The sequence below is a fragment of the Paenarthrobacter sp. NPDC092416 genome, from assembly GCF_044755025.1.
In the GTDB taxonomy this organism is placed as follows: domain Bacteria; phylum Actinomycetota; class Actinomycetes; order Actinomycetales; family Micrococcaceae; genus Arthrobacter.
Map to the genome: position 1 here is coordinate 55,757 of NZ_JBIVQG010000018.1, position 14,890 is coordinate 70,646.

Genomic DNA, 14,890 nt, shown 5'->3' on the forward strand with positions numbered 1-14,890 from the left:
CCAGGAGGTCCTCGTGTCCCACTCTAACGCGATCCTTGCCCCTGCCGGTCGCCTGAAACTCGCCCGGTGCGTGGTCGATGGTCATTTGCCTTTGCGCCGCGCCGCCGAACGATTCAATGTCTCCGTGCCGACCGCGGCCCGCTGGGCGAGACGGTACATCGAACTCGGGGAAGCTGGCATGCTGGATCGTCCCAGCCGACCACTGAGCTGCTCGCACCGCAGTTCAGTGCGAACAGAACATCGAGTCGTGGGCCTTCGGACGTCCAGGCGTTGGGGGCCGGCGAGGATCGCCTACCACCTCCATCTGAACATCTCCACGGTTCATCGGATCCTGCGCCGCTACCACTGCCCGCCGCTGCGCTATACGGACCGTTCCACCGGGATCAGGATCCGTCAGGAACGCGCCCGCCGCTACGAGTACGCGCGGCCAGGGGAGATGATCCACGTCGATGTGAAGAAGCTCGGCAGGATCCCCGACGGCGGGGGCCACCGGAGCCTGGGCCGCGTCGCGGGAAAAGTCCAACGCACGTGCCCGTAATCTGGCTGAAGGCGCCCGGAAGAACAGAGGTCTGCTCCGCGGTTTCACCTTCATCCACCATGCCGTCGATGACCACTCCCGCTACGTCTACTCAGAAATCCTCGCCGAAGAGACCAAGGAAACCGCCGCAGCCTTCATGCGTAACGCAATCGCTGCGTTCGCCGCGCACGGTGTGAAGATACAACGGGTACTGACCGATAACGGCTCCTGCTACCGGTCTCGCCTCTTTACCCAGACCCTGACGGAGGCAGGTATCCGGCACAAACGCACCAGACCCTACCGGCCCCAGACCAACGGCAAAGTAGAACGCTTCAACCGCATCCTTCTGGAGGAATGGGCCTACGCCCAGACCTACACTTCAGAAGCCGCACGCCAAGCCTGTTACCCGACCTTCATCGAGCACTACAATCGCAGCAGGCCACACACGGCACTCAAAGGTGCCTCCCCTGCCAGTCGTGTCACCAACCAACCGGGTTAGTACACCTGGGTTGCGCGGCCGTTACCCGACGGTCCGGGATTCTGATAGGCCGGCGGATGTCTGGGTCCCTGGCAATGAAACCCGGCTCGGCCCCGGACCCGTGATGACGTTTGTCAGCGCGTGGTGCGCGTGTGCAGGATTTCATCGATGGAGGCCTGATCCAAACCCATTCCGAAGTAAGCGAATTTGCCCATGGTGGTTCCGCCGACAAGTTTCAGGACTTCGGGATCGTCGAGGGGCACGGGCAGAAGGTCAGTGTCGTGCTTGAGGCCGAATGCGGCTCGAACGAGAGGGCCGGTTTCAGGATCATCCAGCCATTCATGAAGTGTGTGTCCCAGGGTCATCGGTTCACGTACCCCGTTGCCGGGCAGAGTTACTGTGTGGGTCTCGCGGATGTCGTGCGACGAGGCGCCAATTTCAAGGGTGAGGGGTCCTTCGGTCACAGCCCAGTCCGCAGCGGCAACGGACCAGTAGGCCAGATCCTCATTGGCGATTTTGATCTTGACGGTGCCGGTTTCGCCGGGCGGAAGAGCGATGGAACCGAAACCGACCAGTTCACGCCGGGGGCGGTGAATTCCAGGGGTTCGATGGTTTGCGTAAACCTGGACCACCTCGCGTCCGGAACGGGCTCCGGCGTTTTTGACGGTCGTGCTGACCCAGATGCCGTCGCTGACCACATCAGCCGTGGAGGTGTACTCGAAGTTGGTGTAGGAAAGACCGTGGCCGAAGGGAAATGCCACAGGGATGTTGTATGTGTCGTAGTAGCGGTAGCCCACATGGATGCCCTCACCGTAACGGACGTGCCCCTCTTCGCCGGGCCACCCGATGTTGGCCGGACAGTCCGTAAGCCTGATCGGAATGCTCTCCGCGAGCCGGCCGGAAGGGTTGATCGCTCCCAGTAAAACGTCGATGACCGCGGACCCGCCGGCCTGCCCACCCAGCCAAGTCTCCAGGATCGCTGCCGGGCGGTGGGCCCACGAGTGCATTTCCACTGCCGAGCCGTTGGAGAGGATCACTATGACACGTTCGTGTACGTCAAGAACGTCCCCGAGTAGGCGTAGCTGAGAGGGGGGAAGGGAGAAGTCAGTGCGGTCTGTTCCTTCCGCTTCGTCACCTTCAGGAAGCCCCAAGAACAGGAGGACGACGTCGGCTGTCCGGGCGACGTCAATCGCCTGTCGCCGATGGCTGTCGTCGGCGAACGGATCCTCGGTACTGAACCCCGGGGCAAAGTCGACCTGGACGCCGGAGGGCAGGGCATAGTTGAGTGCCGTTAGCGCATCATCAACTCGCGTAGAGGTCACGCGTGAACTGCCGGCTCCTTGATAACGGGGTGTCGCCGCGAATGCTCCAATGACCGCTATTCGCTGCCCTGGGCTTGGGTGGAGAGGAAGTGTGCCGTCGTTGGTGAGAAGCACGCAACCTTGAGCGGCGGCTGCACGGGCCAGTTCATGATGGGCATCATAGTCAGCCTTGCTGTTGTCGGTTTCGTGGGTGATCCGATCAGCCAGGCGTAGAAGATTGCGGGCTGTTTCCTGCGCGGCTGCTCTGATAGCTGGATCGCGCACTATTGCGGCATGCACTTCGCTGTCGGCGCGGGTATTAGCTGGCATTTCGAGGTCAAGCCCGGCCCGTAACGCCGCAACCCGGTCATATACTGAGCCCCAGTCGGACAGGACAACGCCGTCAAAACCCCACACGTTGCGCAGCACAGAGAGAAGCTCGGCATGTTCGGAGGCGTAGACACCGTTGATGCGGTTGTTTGCCGTCATCAGTGTCCAAGGCTTGGCCGAACGGACGACGCGTTCGAAAGGTCTCAGATAGATTTCGCGGAGGGCGCGTTCGTCGACGTCCGCAGATATTCGTGCGCGGTTGGTCTCCTGGTTGTTGCACGCAAAGTGCTTCACGGAAGCGCCTACGCCTTGACTCTGAATGCCCCGCACCAGAGCGGCGCCAAGGTCACCTGCTAGGAGTGGGTCTTCAGAAAGATACTCGAAGTTCCGGCCGTTCAACGGATGACGTTTGATATTTACACCGGGGCCGAGAATTACGCCGACACGCTGACTGCGAGTCTCCGTGCCGAGCGCGGCTCCCACCGACTGCAGGATGCCCGGATCCCACGTCGAAGCGAGGGCGGCAGCCGTGGGGAAGCATGTCGCTGGGACAGCGCCGTTGAGTGTTATTCCGGTGCTGTCCGCTGTTTGCTTGCGTAGACCGTGAGGGCCGTCGGTAACCATGATGGGCGTCAGACCTATGCGATTGTTGCCCTGAGTGTTCCAAAAGTCAGAGCCTGAGGTTAAGGCGGCGAGCTCCTCGTCCGTAAGATTCTCAATTAGTGCATCGAGCTTTGCATTCGGTTCGGACACGGTGGTTCTCCTGTTTCTACCGCCTGTGAAGACGTGTTGTGGTGGGGGCAAGAATAATGCTGGTTGTCGGTGGTCAGCGCACTCTGCGTATGAAAGCGATGGCGAGGGCTCCGATCAGCGCTGAGATGGCGCCGGCTATGAAGGGTGCACTGAAGTTCTTGGCATCGTTTGCTGTTACCCCTATGGCTAAGATTGCCGGCGCGACCGTAGCGACAATTGATACCGGCAGGTTGTTTGCCACATTTATCAGAGCGAGATCTTTGGCGGGATTTTCAGGGTCCGGAAGCACCTGTGTTGCCAGTGCAAGCTCGACGCTGAAGTAGACGCCCTGTCCAACGGCAATCACGACGAGGGCCACCAGGTAGAACGCGAACGTTTCGGCTGATGCCGCCATCAGGAGTCCGACGGCAAGGATTGTGGCGGCGATAACGACGAAGGGCTTTCTGCGTCCGAGCCGGTCGGAGAGGCTGCCCATGAGCGGAGCCACTAGCAACGAGACCACAGTGTTGATGAGAACTGTAAGCAGGATCGCTTGACCCAGATCTTTCGGCGCGAAACCAAAATTGTCGATCAAATAGATCGCCTGGAAAGTATTGAGGGCTGCCACCCCGGAGAACACGAGCATTCGACTGGCAAACGCGAGAGCAAACCCGGGATAGCGGAGTGGATTGACCCAGAAGACGCCGATGACTTCGAGGAAACTGAAGGGCCGCCGCTCCTGAGTGACCTGCGGGTCGTGAAGAAACACAGTGAGGCTGACCAGACCTGCTACGGCCAAGAGTGTTGGGCTGAGCACCAATGCCACGATCGAGGTCCCGAACGGCTGGCCCAGACCGATACCGACCAGGGCTCCGACCGGCGTGCTCAGACTGATGAGGGCTGAAGGCAGGCCACGCCGGTTCGACGGCAGTTGATCTGCGATTAATGCCGTCGTGCTGACCCCTGCGCATACGGAGCCGAGCGTAAACGCAAGATTTGCCAGCATGAGTGACCAAGCATCGTTGGCAACGATCATTGTCACGGCACCGACAGAGAACGCAGCGGCCGCTGCAAGCAGGAACGGGCGTCGCCGTCCGGCCCGGGAACGTGTCTGATCGCTCAATCGCCCGATGATCGGCAGGCCGACTAAGCTAACAATTCCCGCCGCTCCGCTGACAAGAGCCAGGATTGAGGTGGCGTCACTGGCATCAATCTGATTAGCCTTCAGCGAAAGAGTCAATAGGGTCACACTCATCTGAGCAGCGGCGGCACCAATGGCAGCAAAGACGAGGAAGAACAAGAATCCACGGCGAGGAGTCGGGGACGTGAAGGATGCAGCCGTCGAAGGTGGCTTAAGGCTGTTCGCCGACGGGGTGGGGAGAGCGGGCATGACAAGCACCTTTGCTTCATAATGAACTTTCCGCGGTCACATAAACGATTCGCCTGTCGGCGGCAGTGTCGAAGACCGCGAAGTCTGCATTGAATATTTACCAAGTTGGTAAATATTGGAAAGTGTCCCGATCCTAACAGACCCATTCCACTCTGGTAAAGGTTTGTGTAGAACCCCCAGGGGGTGCACTGACGCGACCGGCAGCTTCTTCGGGTGATGGACGCGGTCCTCCAGTGGTGGGGTGCCGCGACGCCCCAAGCCGCGGCCGCAGTACAGCTCAGCAATAACCGAGAACGACGTCTTCCCCGCGTTCCCTAGGGCTGACGCTCATCCGAGTTACACCTCAGTGCGGCGGATCCTCGTTAGAGGGTGCTTGTGTTTTACGGTGTGACGTTGCTTGACCAGTGCCTCCACTGGAGTTTTCGGGCTGGCGCCTGGCTGTCGGTCATGAATTGGCTAGTTCGCCGTGGGGGCGGGTCGAAATTCGCAGCATCTCGGTCTTCCGCTGGCTGCACATAGGGTCATTCAGTGCCCTCGCTGCGAGGGTGTGGCGGCGCCTGCGAGCCGATAACTATTGGCCGGAATCTACGACTAGGGCGGGGCGGGATCGCCAATTATTCGTCGCGGCCCATCTTGCATCATTGGTCCGACCCTGGCGGCGGGTTGCTGGTTGGAAGTGCGCAGCAGGCGGTGGAGAAGATCCTTGCCGCTGAAATCATGCCTGCGGTCAGGCGAGAACTCGGGGTTTCGTCGCGCGCCTCATGAGGCCAGGGTTTCCTTGATCCACGCGATCTCGGCGCGACTTGCTACCCGGCCGATGGTGATCATTCCTTGGCGGTAAGTGTCCGTAATCTCCGCCTTCCGCAGTGGTCGCCCATCCTCATAGAAGAAGCTGGCGGGGGCCTCGAGGAACTCCAGCCGCCGTTGGAGCACTTGATGCTGCTCCGCGATGTCGGGGAGTTCCGATAGGAAGGCAAGGATCACCATGAACCTTCCAAGATCTGTGACGTCGCTCCCGGAAGCGTTTCGAAGCCGCGACCGAAGGTCCTTGCGGCCTTCGCCGGTCAGTTCCAAAGTGTGGCGTTGTGCCGCTTTCCCCTTCTCTAGGTGGCGTTCCACGAGTCCGGCTTTGATGAGCCGGGCGATGGCGGGGTAGAGGCTGCCGTCGCTGATGTCCCGGGCGAAGCCGTACAGCTCGTGCATCTTCCTGCGTAGTTCGTAGCCGTGGAGCGGCCCCTTGGTGAGGAATCCCAGAATCATAAGTTCAAGCACAAACCTCATACTACCTGAAGGAATACATCGAAACGAGGTATCGTTGGGATGAAGAGTACCTCGCTTCGAGGTAAAGCCCATCCCTGTTCCCTGCGAAGGACTTCCCCATGCCGACATCACCAGCAACTGCCACATCGCCGCCTGGCCTAAGCCGCGGACGGCTCACCATTGCCGTCTTCTCAACTGTGGTGGAATGGTACGACTTCACGCTGTTCCTGTATCTGAGCGCCGTCCTGTCCGGAGTGTTCTTCGGTGATAGCGCTACAAGCGTCCTCATGACCCTTGGAACGTTCGCTGTTTCCTACCTGCTGCGGCCGGTGGGCGGCTTGGTATTTGGTTATGTGGGGGACCGCTGGGGGCGGCGACCCGTGCTGTTGGCGTCCATGGCATTGATGCTGTTGGCAACCATCGGCACGGCTATCCTGCCCACCCATGCCCAGGTTGGCGATGCCGCTGCGGTGTGGCTCCTGCTGCTCCGCTGTGTGATGGCCTTCTCTGTGGGCGGCGAATACACGGGCGTCATGACTTACCTCTTGGAGAGCAGTCATCCTAAGAGGCGGGGGCTGGTGACGTCCCTCGCCGCTGCGGCCAGCGAAATTGGGGCGCTGCTGGCCGCTGGTGTCGCTGCCATCACCATCGCAGTTCTTCCCGCGCCACAGATGGAGGAGTGGGGGTGGCGGGTCCCCTTCATGGTGGGCGGTGTGCTCGCCGCAGTGATCCTTGCTCTGAGGACCCGTCTGCCGGAGACGCCGCTCTTCATTAAGAGCAGTGAACAGAAAGCCAAGGAACCGATGCCTCTGGTCATCAGGCGCCAATGGCGGGCCATAGTTCGCACCTTCGTCATTTCTGGTCTCGTTTCCGCTGCTTACTACGTCGGCATTATCTACCTGCCCACGTATTTGGTTTCCCTCCAAGGCTGGACCGAATCGTCCGCACTTGCGCTGGCGACGCTCGCGGCCGCCGTCGTCGTTATTGCGTCACCTTTGGCCGGTTGGCTGTCAGACCGCTTCGGGCGGCGCCGGTCGTTGCTCATCCTGGCGATAGGGGCTGTGGTTCTTCCGGTTCCGGTGTTCGCCGCGGCAGGCCAATCCTCGGCACCCCTGGCCATTGCGGCAGTGGTGGTTCTGGCGTGCCTGGCCGGAAGCCTTAGCGCAGTCGGTGCCTCCGCCATCCCAGAGCAGTTCGATGTTCGTGGCCGACTCACAGCCCTTGCGATCGGCGGAACCATCGCAACCACCATCTTCGGCGGCACCGCACCCTACGCCGTCCAAGCGCTCAGCGAAACCAGCGGGTGGCCGCTGATCCCCGGCGTCTTGATTGCCGTCGTCGCCCTTGCCGCGATCCCGGCGATCCGCCGCGGACCGGAAACCGCAGGGCACCAAACACCTTCGACGGCGGGTATGTCGCCCGTCGTGACCGACCACGAAACCGAACCAGAAGGAGCAAGCAACCATGCCTGAGTTGATGCGTGCAATCGTCCTCGACGGTCCCGGAGCGCCCGATGCCCTCAAGATTCGGGACGTTCCGCGACCAGTCGCCACGCCAGGCTGGGTCCTGCTCAAGGTCCGTGCCTTCGGACTCAACCGCTCGGAGTTCCATTTCCGCAGAGGATTGGGCTCGTTCGGATCCTTCCCGCGCATTCCCGGGATCGAGGCCACCGGAGTTGTCGTTGAAGCCCCCGGCGGTGAATTCGAAGCTGGCGTTCAGGCCGCCGCCCTGATGGGCGGCATGGGCAGGACGTTCGACGGCGGTTACGCCGAGTACGTCCTGGTGCCCGCGGCCAATGTAGTTCCTTTTAGGAGCAGCCTCGACTGGGCCACCCTCGGCGCGGTGCCGGAAATGCTGCAAACCGCCAACGGCTCCCTGACGGTGGGGGTGAATGCCGCGCCCGGCAGCAGCCTGCTCATCCGCGGTGGTACCTCATCCATCGGTTTGGCGTTGGCAGTGCTAGCTAAGAGTCGGGGCATGACGGTGGTTTCCACCACCAGGAATCACGCCAAAACCCAGGCCCTCCTCGATGCTGGCGTTGACCATGTGGTGGTTGATTCAGGGGCGATCGCCGAGGAAGTCCGGGCGCTTTTCCCGGAGGGAGTGGGCAGTGCCGTGGAGCTGGTGGGCACGCCCACGCTGAAGGACACATTGCGGGCCACAGCGGTCCACGGAACGGTTTGCTTTACTGGCATGCTCTCGGATGAATGGACCGTCAAGGACTTCTATCCGATCGACTTCATTCCCAACGGCGTCCGTCTCACGGCATATTCCGGCGAAGCGAGTGACCTGCCGGAGGCTGTCCTGCAGGACTTCCTGAAGGCTGTCGAGGACGGACATGTTACGGTCCCCATCGGCAAAACCTATGCCTTTGATCAGATTGTCCAAGCGCACCAGGACATGGAAGACGGCTCGGTAGCTGGAAAACTTGTGGTCACAGTGGAAGGAAACCTCAATGACTGACTCAGACGTAGTAACGCTGCCTCTGGACGAGCTGCCCGAAGGTGCCTTGTTGAAGTCCGTCACCGCGCAGCCCATCGAGGTTGCGGGTCGGGCGGCACTTCGAGTCGAGCTAACAGAGGAAGCCGCCGGGGGCGTTCCGGGAGTGGACTACATTGACCAACCCACGTTCGTGCTGCTTCCCTTGGAATTCGAGAACGGCGTCGTCGAAGTGGATGTGTTCGCCCGTTTAGCTGCCGGGGCTCCCGACTATGCGCGGGCCTTTGCCGGTATTGCTTACCGCATTTCGGAGGATGATCGCCGCTTTGAGGCTGTCTATGTTCGGCCGCTCAACGGCGCGAAGCTCAACCCACCAGGTCCCCGAGTGAACCGCGGCCTGCAGTATTTCGCTTACCCCGAGTGGGACTTTGAACGACTCCGCCACGAGTATCCGGACGGTCGCTATGAAGCCAAGGCAGACATTGGCCCGGACGAATGGATCCGACTGAGGCTCGAAGTGGAGGGCCGGAGTGTCCGGGTCAGCGTCAACGGCGTGCCAGTGCTTTCCGTGAATGAGACCAAGGCAACGCCGGTTCGCGGGAGGATGGGACTGTGGGTCGATATTGGAACCGAAGCGTTCTTCTCCAAGCTGAGTGTCACAGCGCTCTAGGTGTACCCGGCCATTAGGTTGGTGACACTCGGGTGATCGGGGTGTCCTTGATGGCGGTGTGGATGCGTTCAGTGGTGTAGTAGTTCAGCCAAGGGTCAAGCGCTGCGGCTCTTTCGGTATTGCTGGCGAATGGTTTGGCGTAGGCCCATTCGGCTGCCATGGTCCGGTTGAAGCGTTCGATTTTGCCGTTGGTCCAGGGGCAGTGGGGTTTGATGAATCGTTGTTGCGCGCCGATCTGTGTTGCGGCGGTCTTGAATGCGGTGGAGTGTCTGTAGGCGAAGGCGTTATCGGTGAAGATGCGTTCGATTTTCCCGATGCCCTGGGTTTTGAAGAAAGCTGCAGCTCGAAGGAGGAACCCGGCAGCGGTTGTGCCTTTTTCGTCCGGATTGATTTCGGCGTAGGCCAGTCGGGTGTGGTCATCGATGGCTGCGTGGATGTAGTTGAACCCGATGCCGCGCCCACGGACTTTCTCCGAGCGGCCGTGGGCGCGCCAGCCTCCACCATCAGGGATTCTCCCGAGTTTCTTCACGTCCACATGGATCAACTCGCCTGGGTGTTGGCGTTCGTAGCGGACCGTCGTTGCCCGGGTGGCCCGGATGAGCGTCCCGGTAACGGGATCGCAGGCAGCAAGGGGCGGCAGGCCGCGTCGGACAAGGATCCGCGAGATCGTTCGTTCGGGGACCCCGGTGGCTCGGCTCAACCGCGCCGGCCCACATCTGAGTTCCGTCCGGGCCGCGACCACAGCGTCCTCCCGCTCGGAACAGGTCTTCGACGGACTCCTGTGAGGGCGGCTGGATCTGTCGAGAAGGCCGGACTCGGCCTCGGCCCGGAACCGTTTTACCCAGCGGTGGGCGCACTGCCGGGAAATACCCAATTCCTTCGCCACGTGGGCAACCGGCCGCTGATCACCGATCACCCTCTCAACGAGAAGAAATCTCCCGTGAATGGTCAAGCGGGCATTAGCGTGGGACATGAGGACCTCCGTGGCCGTGAAGATGTCAGATACCTCCACTAAGCCCCGGGGGTCCTCCTCACTTCAAGACCCATGTCACCAACGTCATGGCCGAGTACATCTAGGCGACGGAATCTTCTGGCAATCCGTTGCGGTAGCGGAGTGTGCTTCGCTTAAAGACTTCCGCGAACATCGATGACCGGGCGGAGACGACACCCTCGCGGCCGTGGAGTTCGTTCACCAGGATGCGCAGGTCATCCATCGTGGCCGCTGCTACCTGGGCGTGAAGCTGGTCGCCGGATGCAGCGGCCCACCTCGTTACGGAAAGACCGGCCAGATACTCGCCCAGTTTCTGCGTCTGCCCTCCAGCGCAGCTGATGGTCAGAAGAGATTCAAGGGGGAACCCGAACAGGTTCAGATCCAGGACAGCCCTGATGAACAGCGCTCCGGAACCGGTCATGGTGTCAAGGCGTCGGCTGACGGTTGCTTTGGAGACACCCAGTTCCGAAGCAATCTCGTCCACTGAGGCCCGCCCGTTGTTCTGGAGGTGTCGTGCAATCATGAGGTTGGTCTCATCGAGGGGCCCATGGTGGCCCAAGGGCCGCGCCAACCGGCCATCTTCATCGTTGTGCAAGGCGTCGTATTGCTCCCTGTCCAAGACGTCGGGCCTCCAGCCGGATGGTGTCCTGAAGTAGTCAAACAGCGGCGTCATGGTGAACGACTGGACACCATCGATGTCGGCAAGACGTTCATAGAGCAGCTCGGCCAAACCGTCGTTGGGAAGAAAAAGTTCGGCCACCCCTTCGTTCGACCCGGCCAATCCGCTGACCCAAGCGGATTCTTCAAGGTCGGCAAGCCAGGAACAGGCACTTCTCAGATATCTGGGAGTTACCTTCAAGCGGAGCAGAAAGGCGGTCTTCGTGCTGACGGCCATAGGATTTACGAAGGCATTAATGCGAACAACGCCGGACTCCAGCAACTTGTTTCCCCGGCGGGCAACCGTCCGTTCCTGCTGGCCCAGGACCTCAGCGATCAGCCTCCACGGTGCCCGACCGTTGCGGACGAGCGCGGCCAATACTTGCCGGTCCAGTGTGTCCAACTGTTCCAATTCGGTTCCTTTCGCCGGCGCCCACCCGCGTTTGGGTCAAACAGATGCCGCCGGCGGAGGGGTGGCGCGCTCGTGGGCCACCCCTCTCCATCAGTCCCGGCCCAGATAGGCTAGCACTCCGGAGAGTGCCGACCCGGTTCCGCCGATGACGGCGGTGTGGGCGTCGGGTGCGAAAAACGGCGAGTGGTTGCCGGCCGGTGAGGTTCCATCGGCGAAGAGTTCGGGTTCGTAGGCGCCGAATGCCCAATACACCCCTGGAACGCCTATGGCGTCACTGAGCCATCCTGCGTCCTCGGATCCCATGCCCAAGGGAGCTTCCGTTACGGCGTCGGGGCCAAAGTCCGCGGCGAACGCGTCCATGACGCGCAGCGCGGCTTGAGGATCGTTGTAACAGCGTGGAAAGCTGTTCAGTTCCGTTACGGTGGGTGCGGGCATGGCCGATGCGGCAGCCTCGGCAGCGATGATCCGGCGGATGGCCGTGAGCACAGTGTCCCTGGTCGCCTCATCCGGGGTGCGAACATTGATAGTGAATTCCGCAGACTCGGGAATAATGTTTTCCTTGAGACCGGCATGGAACGTTCCGACGGTCACCACTGCGGGGGTCGAGGGCGCGAGCTCCCGGGAGACGATGGTTTGGAGGCGGAGGACCATGGCGGCGGCGGCCACGATGGGATCGATCGATTCCTGCGGCTGCGAACCGTGGGCTTGCTTGCCGTGGACTGTGACTTTCCACGAGTCTGCCAGGCTTGCCATGTGGCCGCCGCGGATCAGGATCTTCCCCCGTTCAAGGGCTAGGACGTGCTGTGCGAGGACGGCTTCGGGCTTTGGTGCCCGTTCCCACAAACCATCGTCAACCATGGCCTTTGCTCCGTAGGCTGTTTCTTCCCCTGGCTGGAATATGAGAACCAACGTGCCGGACCAGAGGTCCCTCCGTTCAGTGAGGAGTGCTGCCAGCGCCAACGCGGCCGTGATGTGAGTGTCGTGGCCGCAACCGTGCATCACGGGAACAGTGGCGCCATCGGGCAGCCTCCCGGTGTCGGTGCTCGCGTAGTCCAATTTAGTCTGTTCGGCTATTGGCAAGCCATCTGTGTCGGCCCGAAACCCGACGACAGGTCCGTCGCCATTTTCAAGGATGCCGACGACTCCCGTGACGCCGCAACGAAAATTTTCTATCCCCAGTCCTGTGAGATGCGATTCGATGTACGACGCTGTCTCGAATTCCTGCCCTGAAAGTTCGGGATGGGCGTGCAGATGCTTGTAGACCTCGACGTAATCGTTGATAAACGATTCGGGAACCTCTGTTGTGGCGGTTAGTTGGACCTTAGTGGTAGTGGACAATTCCGTGTTTCCTTTCAGTGGGTGTGTGGCTCAGCGGGTTTGTGTGGCGGAATCGCCTGACACCACAGGATCAGCGACACGTGGCGGCGTTTTGGCCCTGGCAAACCAGGCGATGGCTATGGTGGTGACCACTGCCAGTGCCGTGGCGTAGTGTGTCAGGGCCGGGGCCAGCGGCACTACGACGAAGACCATGAGTGCAGCAACAATGACCGCCACGATGGTGGTGCGGCGGCTTTTCATGGCTAGGACGCTCTGCAGCACCACCGCTCCGAAGACTGCGGGAAGAATGTAGACGCGGGCGGTGGCAATAAGTGGGGCGGGCAGGGTGCCCAGCAACCACGTACCCAGGACGCCGACAAAGAGAACCAACGTGGTGATGTGGACCAGCACCGCTCCGATGATGGCACTGCCCGCGATGAGCTCGGCCCGGCGCGTCCCGGGCCTTTCGGCCAGATTGGCTTGAGCCACAACGGCTGCCGGGAGGAGCTTGTTGGCGATGTTGCCGATGAGGAACGCCTGGTACATGGCTGACCGACCGAGAATCGGGAAGTACGAGATCGGCTCAATGATGGCGATCACTCCGAACGTCGCGAGGACGGCAGCCACTGCGGTAAGCAGTTCAGTAGTGGAGATTCCCATGCCGGAGCCAAAGGCAGCGTAGAGTGCTGCGCCGAGGGAGATGAGTAGCCCGAGTCCCAAGGTGATTGGTCCCCAGATGGAGGTGGTGCGGTCGAACGTGGCAAATCCTGCGGACTTGTCAGTAGATGTTGTCGTAGACATCAGGTTGCTCCTTTCGGGGGTTTCAGGATGCGGTCATGAAGAAGGCAGCCGCGAGGGCCACAATGATGGCAAGCCCGAGCCCCCACTCGCGCAGCCACGGAAGCCGCAGCTTGCGTGCCAGCAGCAGGAAGACACCCATTGCTGCGGCTGAAACCGCGATGGTGACCATATGGACTGGCGATTTAACCACCTCTGTGAATACCAGTGTGAAGAAGGCGCCCAAAAGAGCCGCTGTTGGCACCACGGTCATGACGGCTGGGTTGACTTTCCGCAGCGAGGCGTCGCCCTTACTCAGGATGGGAGTGAGGACCAGGGCTGAGAGCATCCATGCCAACCCGCCGATCGTCATGGCTGCGAAGGCCAGAGCGAAGATTTTCTGTGTGTAAGTGGGGCCACCGAGCTGTGCGCCCTGTGTGCCGGCGGATATTCCGGCTGCGGCGACGTCAAAGGCCGCTGACCCCACCAGACCTACGCGGGTGAGCACGGCAGGCGTCCCGAACAGCGGGAGCAACGAAATGGCAATGAGCGCTACAGCAAGCGAGGGTCCTATAGCTGCTACGGCACCGGTTCGGACTGAAGCCGTGACTTGCTCAGGAGTGAGATCCGCGGCTGGGGCTGCCTTGCGGATCGCCTTGTAATAGATGACCGATTGAAGGACTACGACGGCGAAAACTCCGGCGGCGCACACCCAGAACACCGGGTGCTGAATGAGGGGGGTGATGTCTGTGGAACTGGGATCGATAGCTGCAACAACCATGTTTTCTCCCTTGAAGGAATGACAGCGTCCGCCATTGGACGTCTGAAAGGCTTGATTGATTTGACTACAGTGACTGCTTGTTTCATTTCTACAGCACTATGTGTCGTTAAGTACATACTTTGCACGTTTCTGTCGTGTATCCACTGTGGGGCCGCAGTGTTAATTGACCGGAGGCACGGTTAAATGCGATGAGCCCCCTCTGTTGCTTGAGGGGGCTCATCGGTGGCGCGGACAGTCGCGCGGTTCAGGAAAGCTAGGTAGCTGGTGTTGGTCTTAACCTCAGGGCAATTGCCGTGAGGACACGGTCGGTAACTTCATCGATACCGCCGATGCCATCAACCTGCGTGAGGATGCCACGCTCGGCGTACTTGGCCACAACCGCCTCGGTCTGCTCGTGGTTGAGATCCAGGCGGTGCCGGATGACGGTCTCGTTGTCGTCGGAGCGGCCGGTCTCCTTGGCACGTCCCAGGAGACGGGTGACCAGTTCTTCGTCGTCAGCGGTCAGCTGGAGCACGACGTCGAGCTCCTGCTCATCCTCAGCGAGAATCTGGTCCCGGTAGTCGACCTGCGCGGTGGTGCGCGGGTAGCCATCCAGGAGGAAGCCGTTTTCGACATCGCTCTGGCTCAGGCGGTCGCGAACCATGTTGTTCGTGACGCTGTCCGGAACAAAGTCACCGGCGTCCATGTACTTCTTGGCTTCGATGCCCAAAGGGGTTTCGCCCTTTACGTTGGCACGGAAGATGTCGCCGGTGGAGATGGCGACTACGCCGAGGCGCTCGGAAATCCGCTCAGCCTGCGTACCCTTGCCCGAACCGGGAGGTCCAATGATCAGCATTCT

12 protein-coding genes and 1 pseudogene are annotated in these 14,890 nt (G+C 60.9%); 4 read left to right on the forward strand and 9 right to left on the reverse strand.

Annotated elements, in window-relative coordinates:
* Positions 1 to 13 precede the first annotated feature (13 nt).
* A pseudogene (locus ACIQC5_RS22180) lies at positions 14 to 1,016 on the forward strand (IS481 family transposase).
* A 113-nt stretch (positions 1,017 to 1,129) separates the two neighbouring features.
* On the opposite strand, the gene ACIQC5_RS22185 reads toward ACIQC5_RS22180, so the two are convergent.
* The 3 genes from ACIQC5_RS22185 to ACIQC5_RS22195 all read right to left on the reverse strand — a co-directional run bounded on the left by ACIQC5_RS22185 (position 1,130) and on the right by ACIQC5_RS22195 (position 6,020).
* Positions 1,130 to 3,379 (reverse strand): glycoside hydrolase family 3 C-terminal domain-containing protein, encoded by a 2,250-nt coding sequence (locus tag ACIQC5_RS22185; protein ID WP_400287257.1) that lies wholly within the window; start codon positions 3,377 to 3,379, stop codon positions 1,130 to 1,132.
* Positions 3,380 to 3,452: 73 nt separating this feature from the next.
* Positions 3,453 to 4,658 carry an MFS transporter gene (locus ACIQC5_RS22190; RefSeq protein WP_400287258.1) on the reverse strand — a complete coding sequence of 402 codons (1,206 nt, stop codon included), beginning with the start codon at positions 4,656 to 4,658 and terminating at the stop codon, positions 3,453 to 3,455.
* 849 nt (positions 4,659 to 5,507) lie between these two features.
* Positions 5,508 to 6,020, reverse strand: a complete 513-nt coding sequence (locus ACIQC5_RS22195; protein WP_400287259.1) for a PadR family transcriptional regulator — start codon at positions 6,018 to 6,020, stop codon at positions 5,508 to 5,510.
* 107 nt (positions 6,021 to 6,127) lie between these two features.
* Between ACIQC5_RS22195 and ACIQC5_RS22200 the strand changes: the two genes are divergently transcribed.
* Genes ACIQC5_RS22200 through ACIQC5_RS22210 form a run of 3 tightly spaced genes read left to right on the forward strand, consistent with a single transcriptional unit; the run spans position 6,128 to position 9,117 of the window.
* Entirely contained in the window at positions 6,128 to 7,480 is a 1,353-nt protein-coding gene (locus ACIQC5_RS22200; RefSeq protein ID WP_400287260.1) for an MFS transporter, read from the forward strand.
* Positions 7,473 to 8,471 carry a zinc-binding alcohol dehydrogenase family protein gene (locus ACIQC5_RS22205; RefSeq protein WP_400287261.1) on the forward strand — a complete coding sequence of 333 codons (999 nt, stop codon included), beginning with the start codon at positions 7,473 to 7,475 and terminating at the stop codon, positions 8,469 to 8,471. Before ACIQC5_RS22200 ends, ACIQC5_RS22205 begins: the two co-directional genes overlap by 8 nt.
* Positions 8,464 to 9,117, forward strand: a complete 654-nt coding sequence (locus ACIQC5_RS22210; RefSeq protein ID WP_400287262.1) for a family 16 glycoside hydrolase — start codon at positions 8,464 to 8,466, stop codon at positions 9,115 to 9,117. The genes ACIQC5_RS22205 and ACIQC5_RS22210 overlap by 8 nt, the downstream gene beginning before the upstream one ends.
* Before the next feature lie 13 nt (positions 9,118 to 9,130).
* Here ACIQC5_RS22210 and ACIQC5_RS22215 read toward each other — a convergent pair whose 3' ends face one another.
* The 6 genes from ACIQC5_RS22215 to ACIQC5_RS22240 all read right to left on the reverse strand — a co-directional run bounded on the left by ACIQC5_RS22215 (position 9,131) and on the right by ACIQC5_RS22240 (position 14,887).
* Positions 9,131 to 10,090 carry an IS481 family transposase gene (locus tag ACIQC5_RS22215; RefSeq protein ID WP_400287263.1) on the reverse strand — a complete coding sequence of 320 codons (960 nt, stop codon included), beginning with the start codon at positions 10,088 to 10,090 and terminating at the stop codon, positions 9,131 to 9,133.
* A 100-nt stretch (positions 10,091 to 10,190) separates the two neighbouring features.
* Positions 10,191 to 11,177, reverse strand: a complete 987-nt coding sequence (locus ACIQC5_RS22220; protein WP_400287264.1) for an Lrp/AsnC family transcriptional regulator — start codon at positions 11,175 to 11,177, stop codon at positions 10,191 to 10,193.
* Positions 11,178 to 11,267: 90 nt separating this feature from the next.
* Positions 11,268 to 12,458, reverse strand: coding sequence for an amidohydrolase (locus ACIQC5_RS22225; RefSeq protein ID WP_400287266.1), 1,191 nt, complete (start codon positions 12,456 to 12,458; stop codon positions 11,268 to 11,270).
* An 87-nt stretch (positions 12,459 to 12,545) separates the two neighbouring features.
* Positions 12,546 to 13,295 carry a hypothetical protein gene (locus ACIQC5_RS22230; protein WP_091325255.1) on the reverse strand — a complete coding sequence of 250 codons (750 nt, stop codon included), beginning with the start codon at positions 13,293 to 13,295 and terminating at the stop codon, positions 12,546 to 12,548.
* A gap of 22 nt (positions 13,296 to 13,317) precedes the next feature.
* Positions 13,318 to 14,052, reverse strand: coding sequence for a DUF5058 family protein (locus ACIQC5_RS22235; protein ID WP_400287265.1), 735 nt, complete (start codon positions 14,050 to 14,052; stop codon positions 13,318 to 13,320).
* Between the two features lie 253 nt (positions 14,053 to 14,305).
* Positions 14,306 to 14,887: an adenylate kinase gene (locus ACIQC5_RS22240; RefSeq protein WP_400287267.1), complete on the reverse strand. Its 582-nt coding sequence runs from the start codon at positions 14,885 to 14,887 to the stop codon at positions 14,306 to 14,308.
* Positions 14,888 to 14,890: the final 3 nt, after the last annotated feature.

What these genes read in the sequence shown, in the direction of transcription:
- ACIQC5_RS22200 (WP_400287260.1), top strand. Translation starts at nt 6,128, where the DNA reads ATGCCGACATCACCAGCAACTGCCACATCGCCGCCTGGCCTAAGCCGC.
- ACIQC5_RS22205 (WP_400287261.1), top strand. Translation starts at nt 7,473, where the DNA reads ATGCCTGAGTTGATGCGTGCAATCGTCCTCGACGGTCCCGGAGCGCCC.
- ACIQC5_RS22210 (WP_400287262.1), top strand. Translation starts at nt 8,464, where the DNA reads ATGACTGACTCAGACGTAGTAACGCTGCCTCTGGACGAGCTGCCCGAA.
- ACIQC5_RS22215 (WP_400287263.1), bottom strand. Translation starts at nt 10,090, where the DNA reads ATGTCCCACGCTAATGCCCGCTTGACCATTCACGGGAGATTTCTTCTC.
- ACIQC5_RS22230 (WP_091325255.1), bottom strand. Translation starts at nt 13,295, where the DNA reads ATGTCTACGACAACATCTACTGACAAGTCCGCAGGATTTGCCACGTTC.
- ACIQC5_RS22235 (WP_400287265.1), bottom strand. Translation starts at nt 14,052, where the DNA reads ATGGTTGTTGCAGCTATCGATCCCAGTTCCACAGACATCACCCCCCTC.
- ACIQC5_RS22240 (WP_400287267.1), bottom strand. Translation starts at nt 14,887, where the DNA reads ATGCTGATCATTGGACCTCCCGGTTCGGGCAAGGGTACGCAGGCTGAG.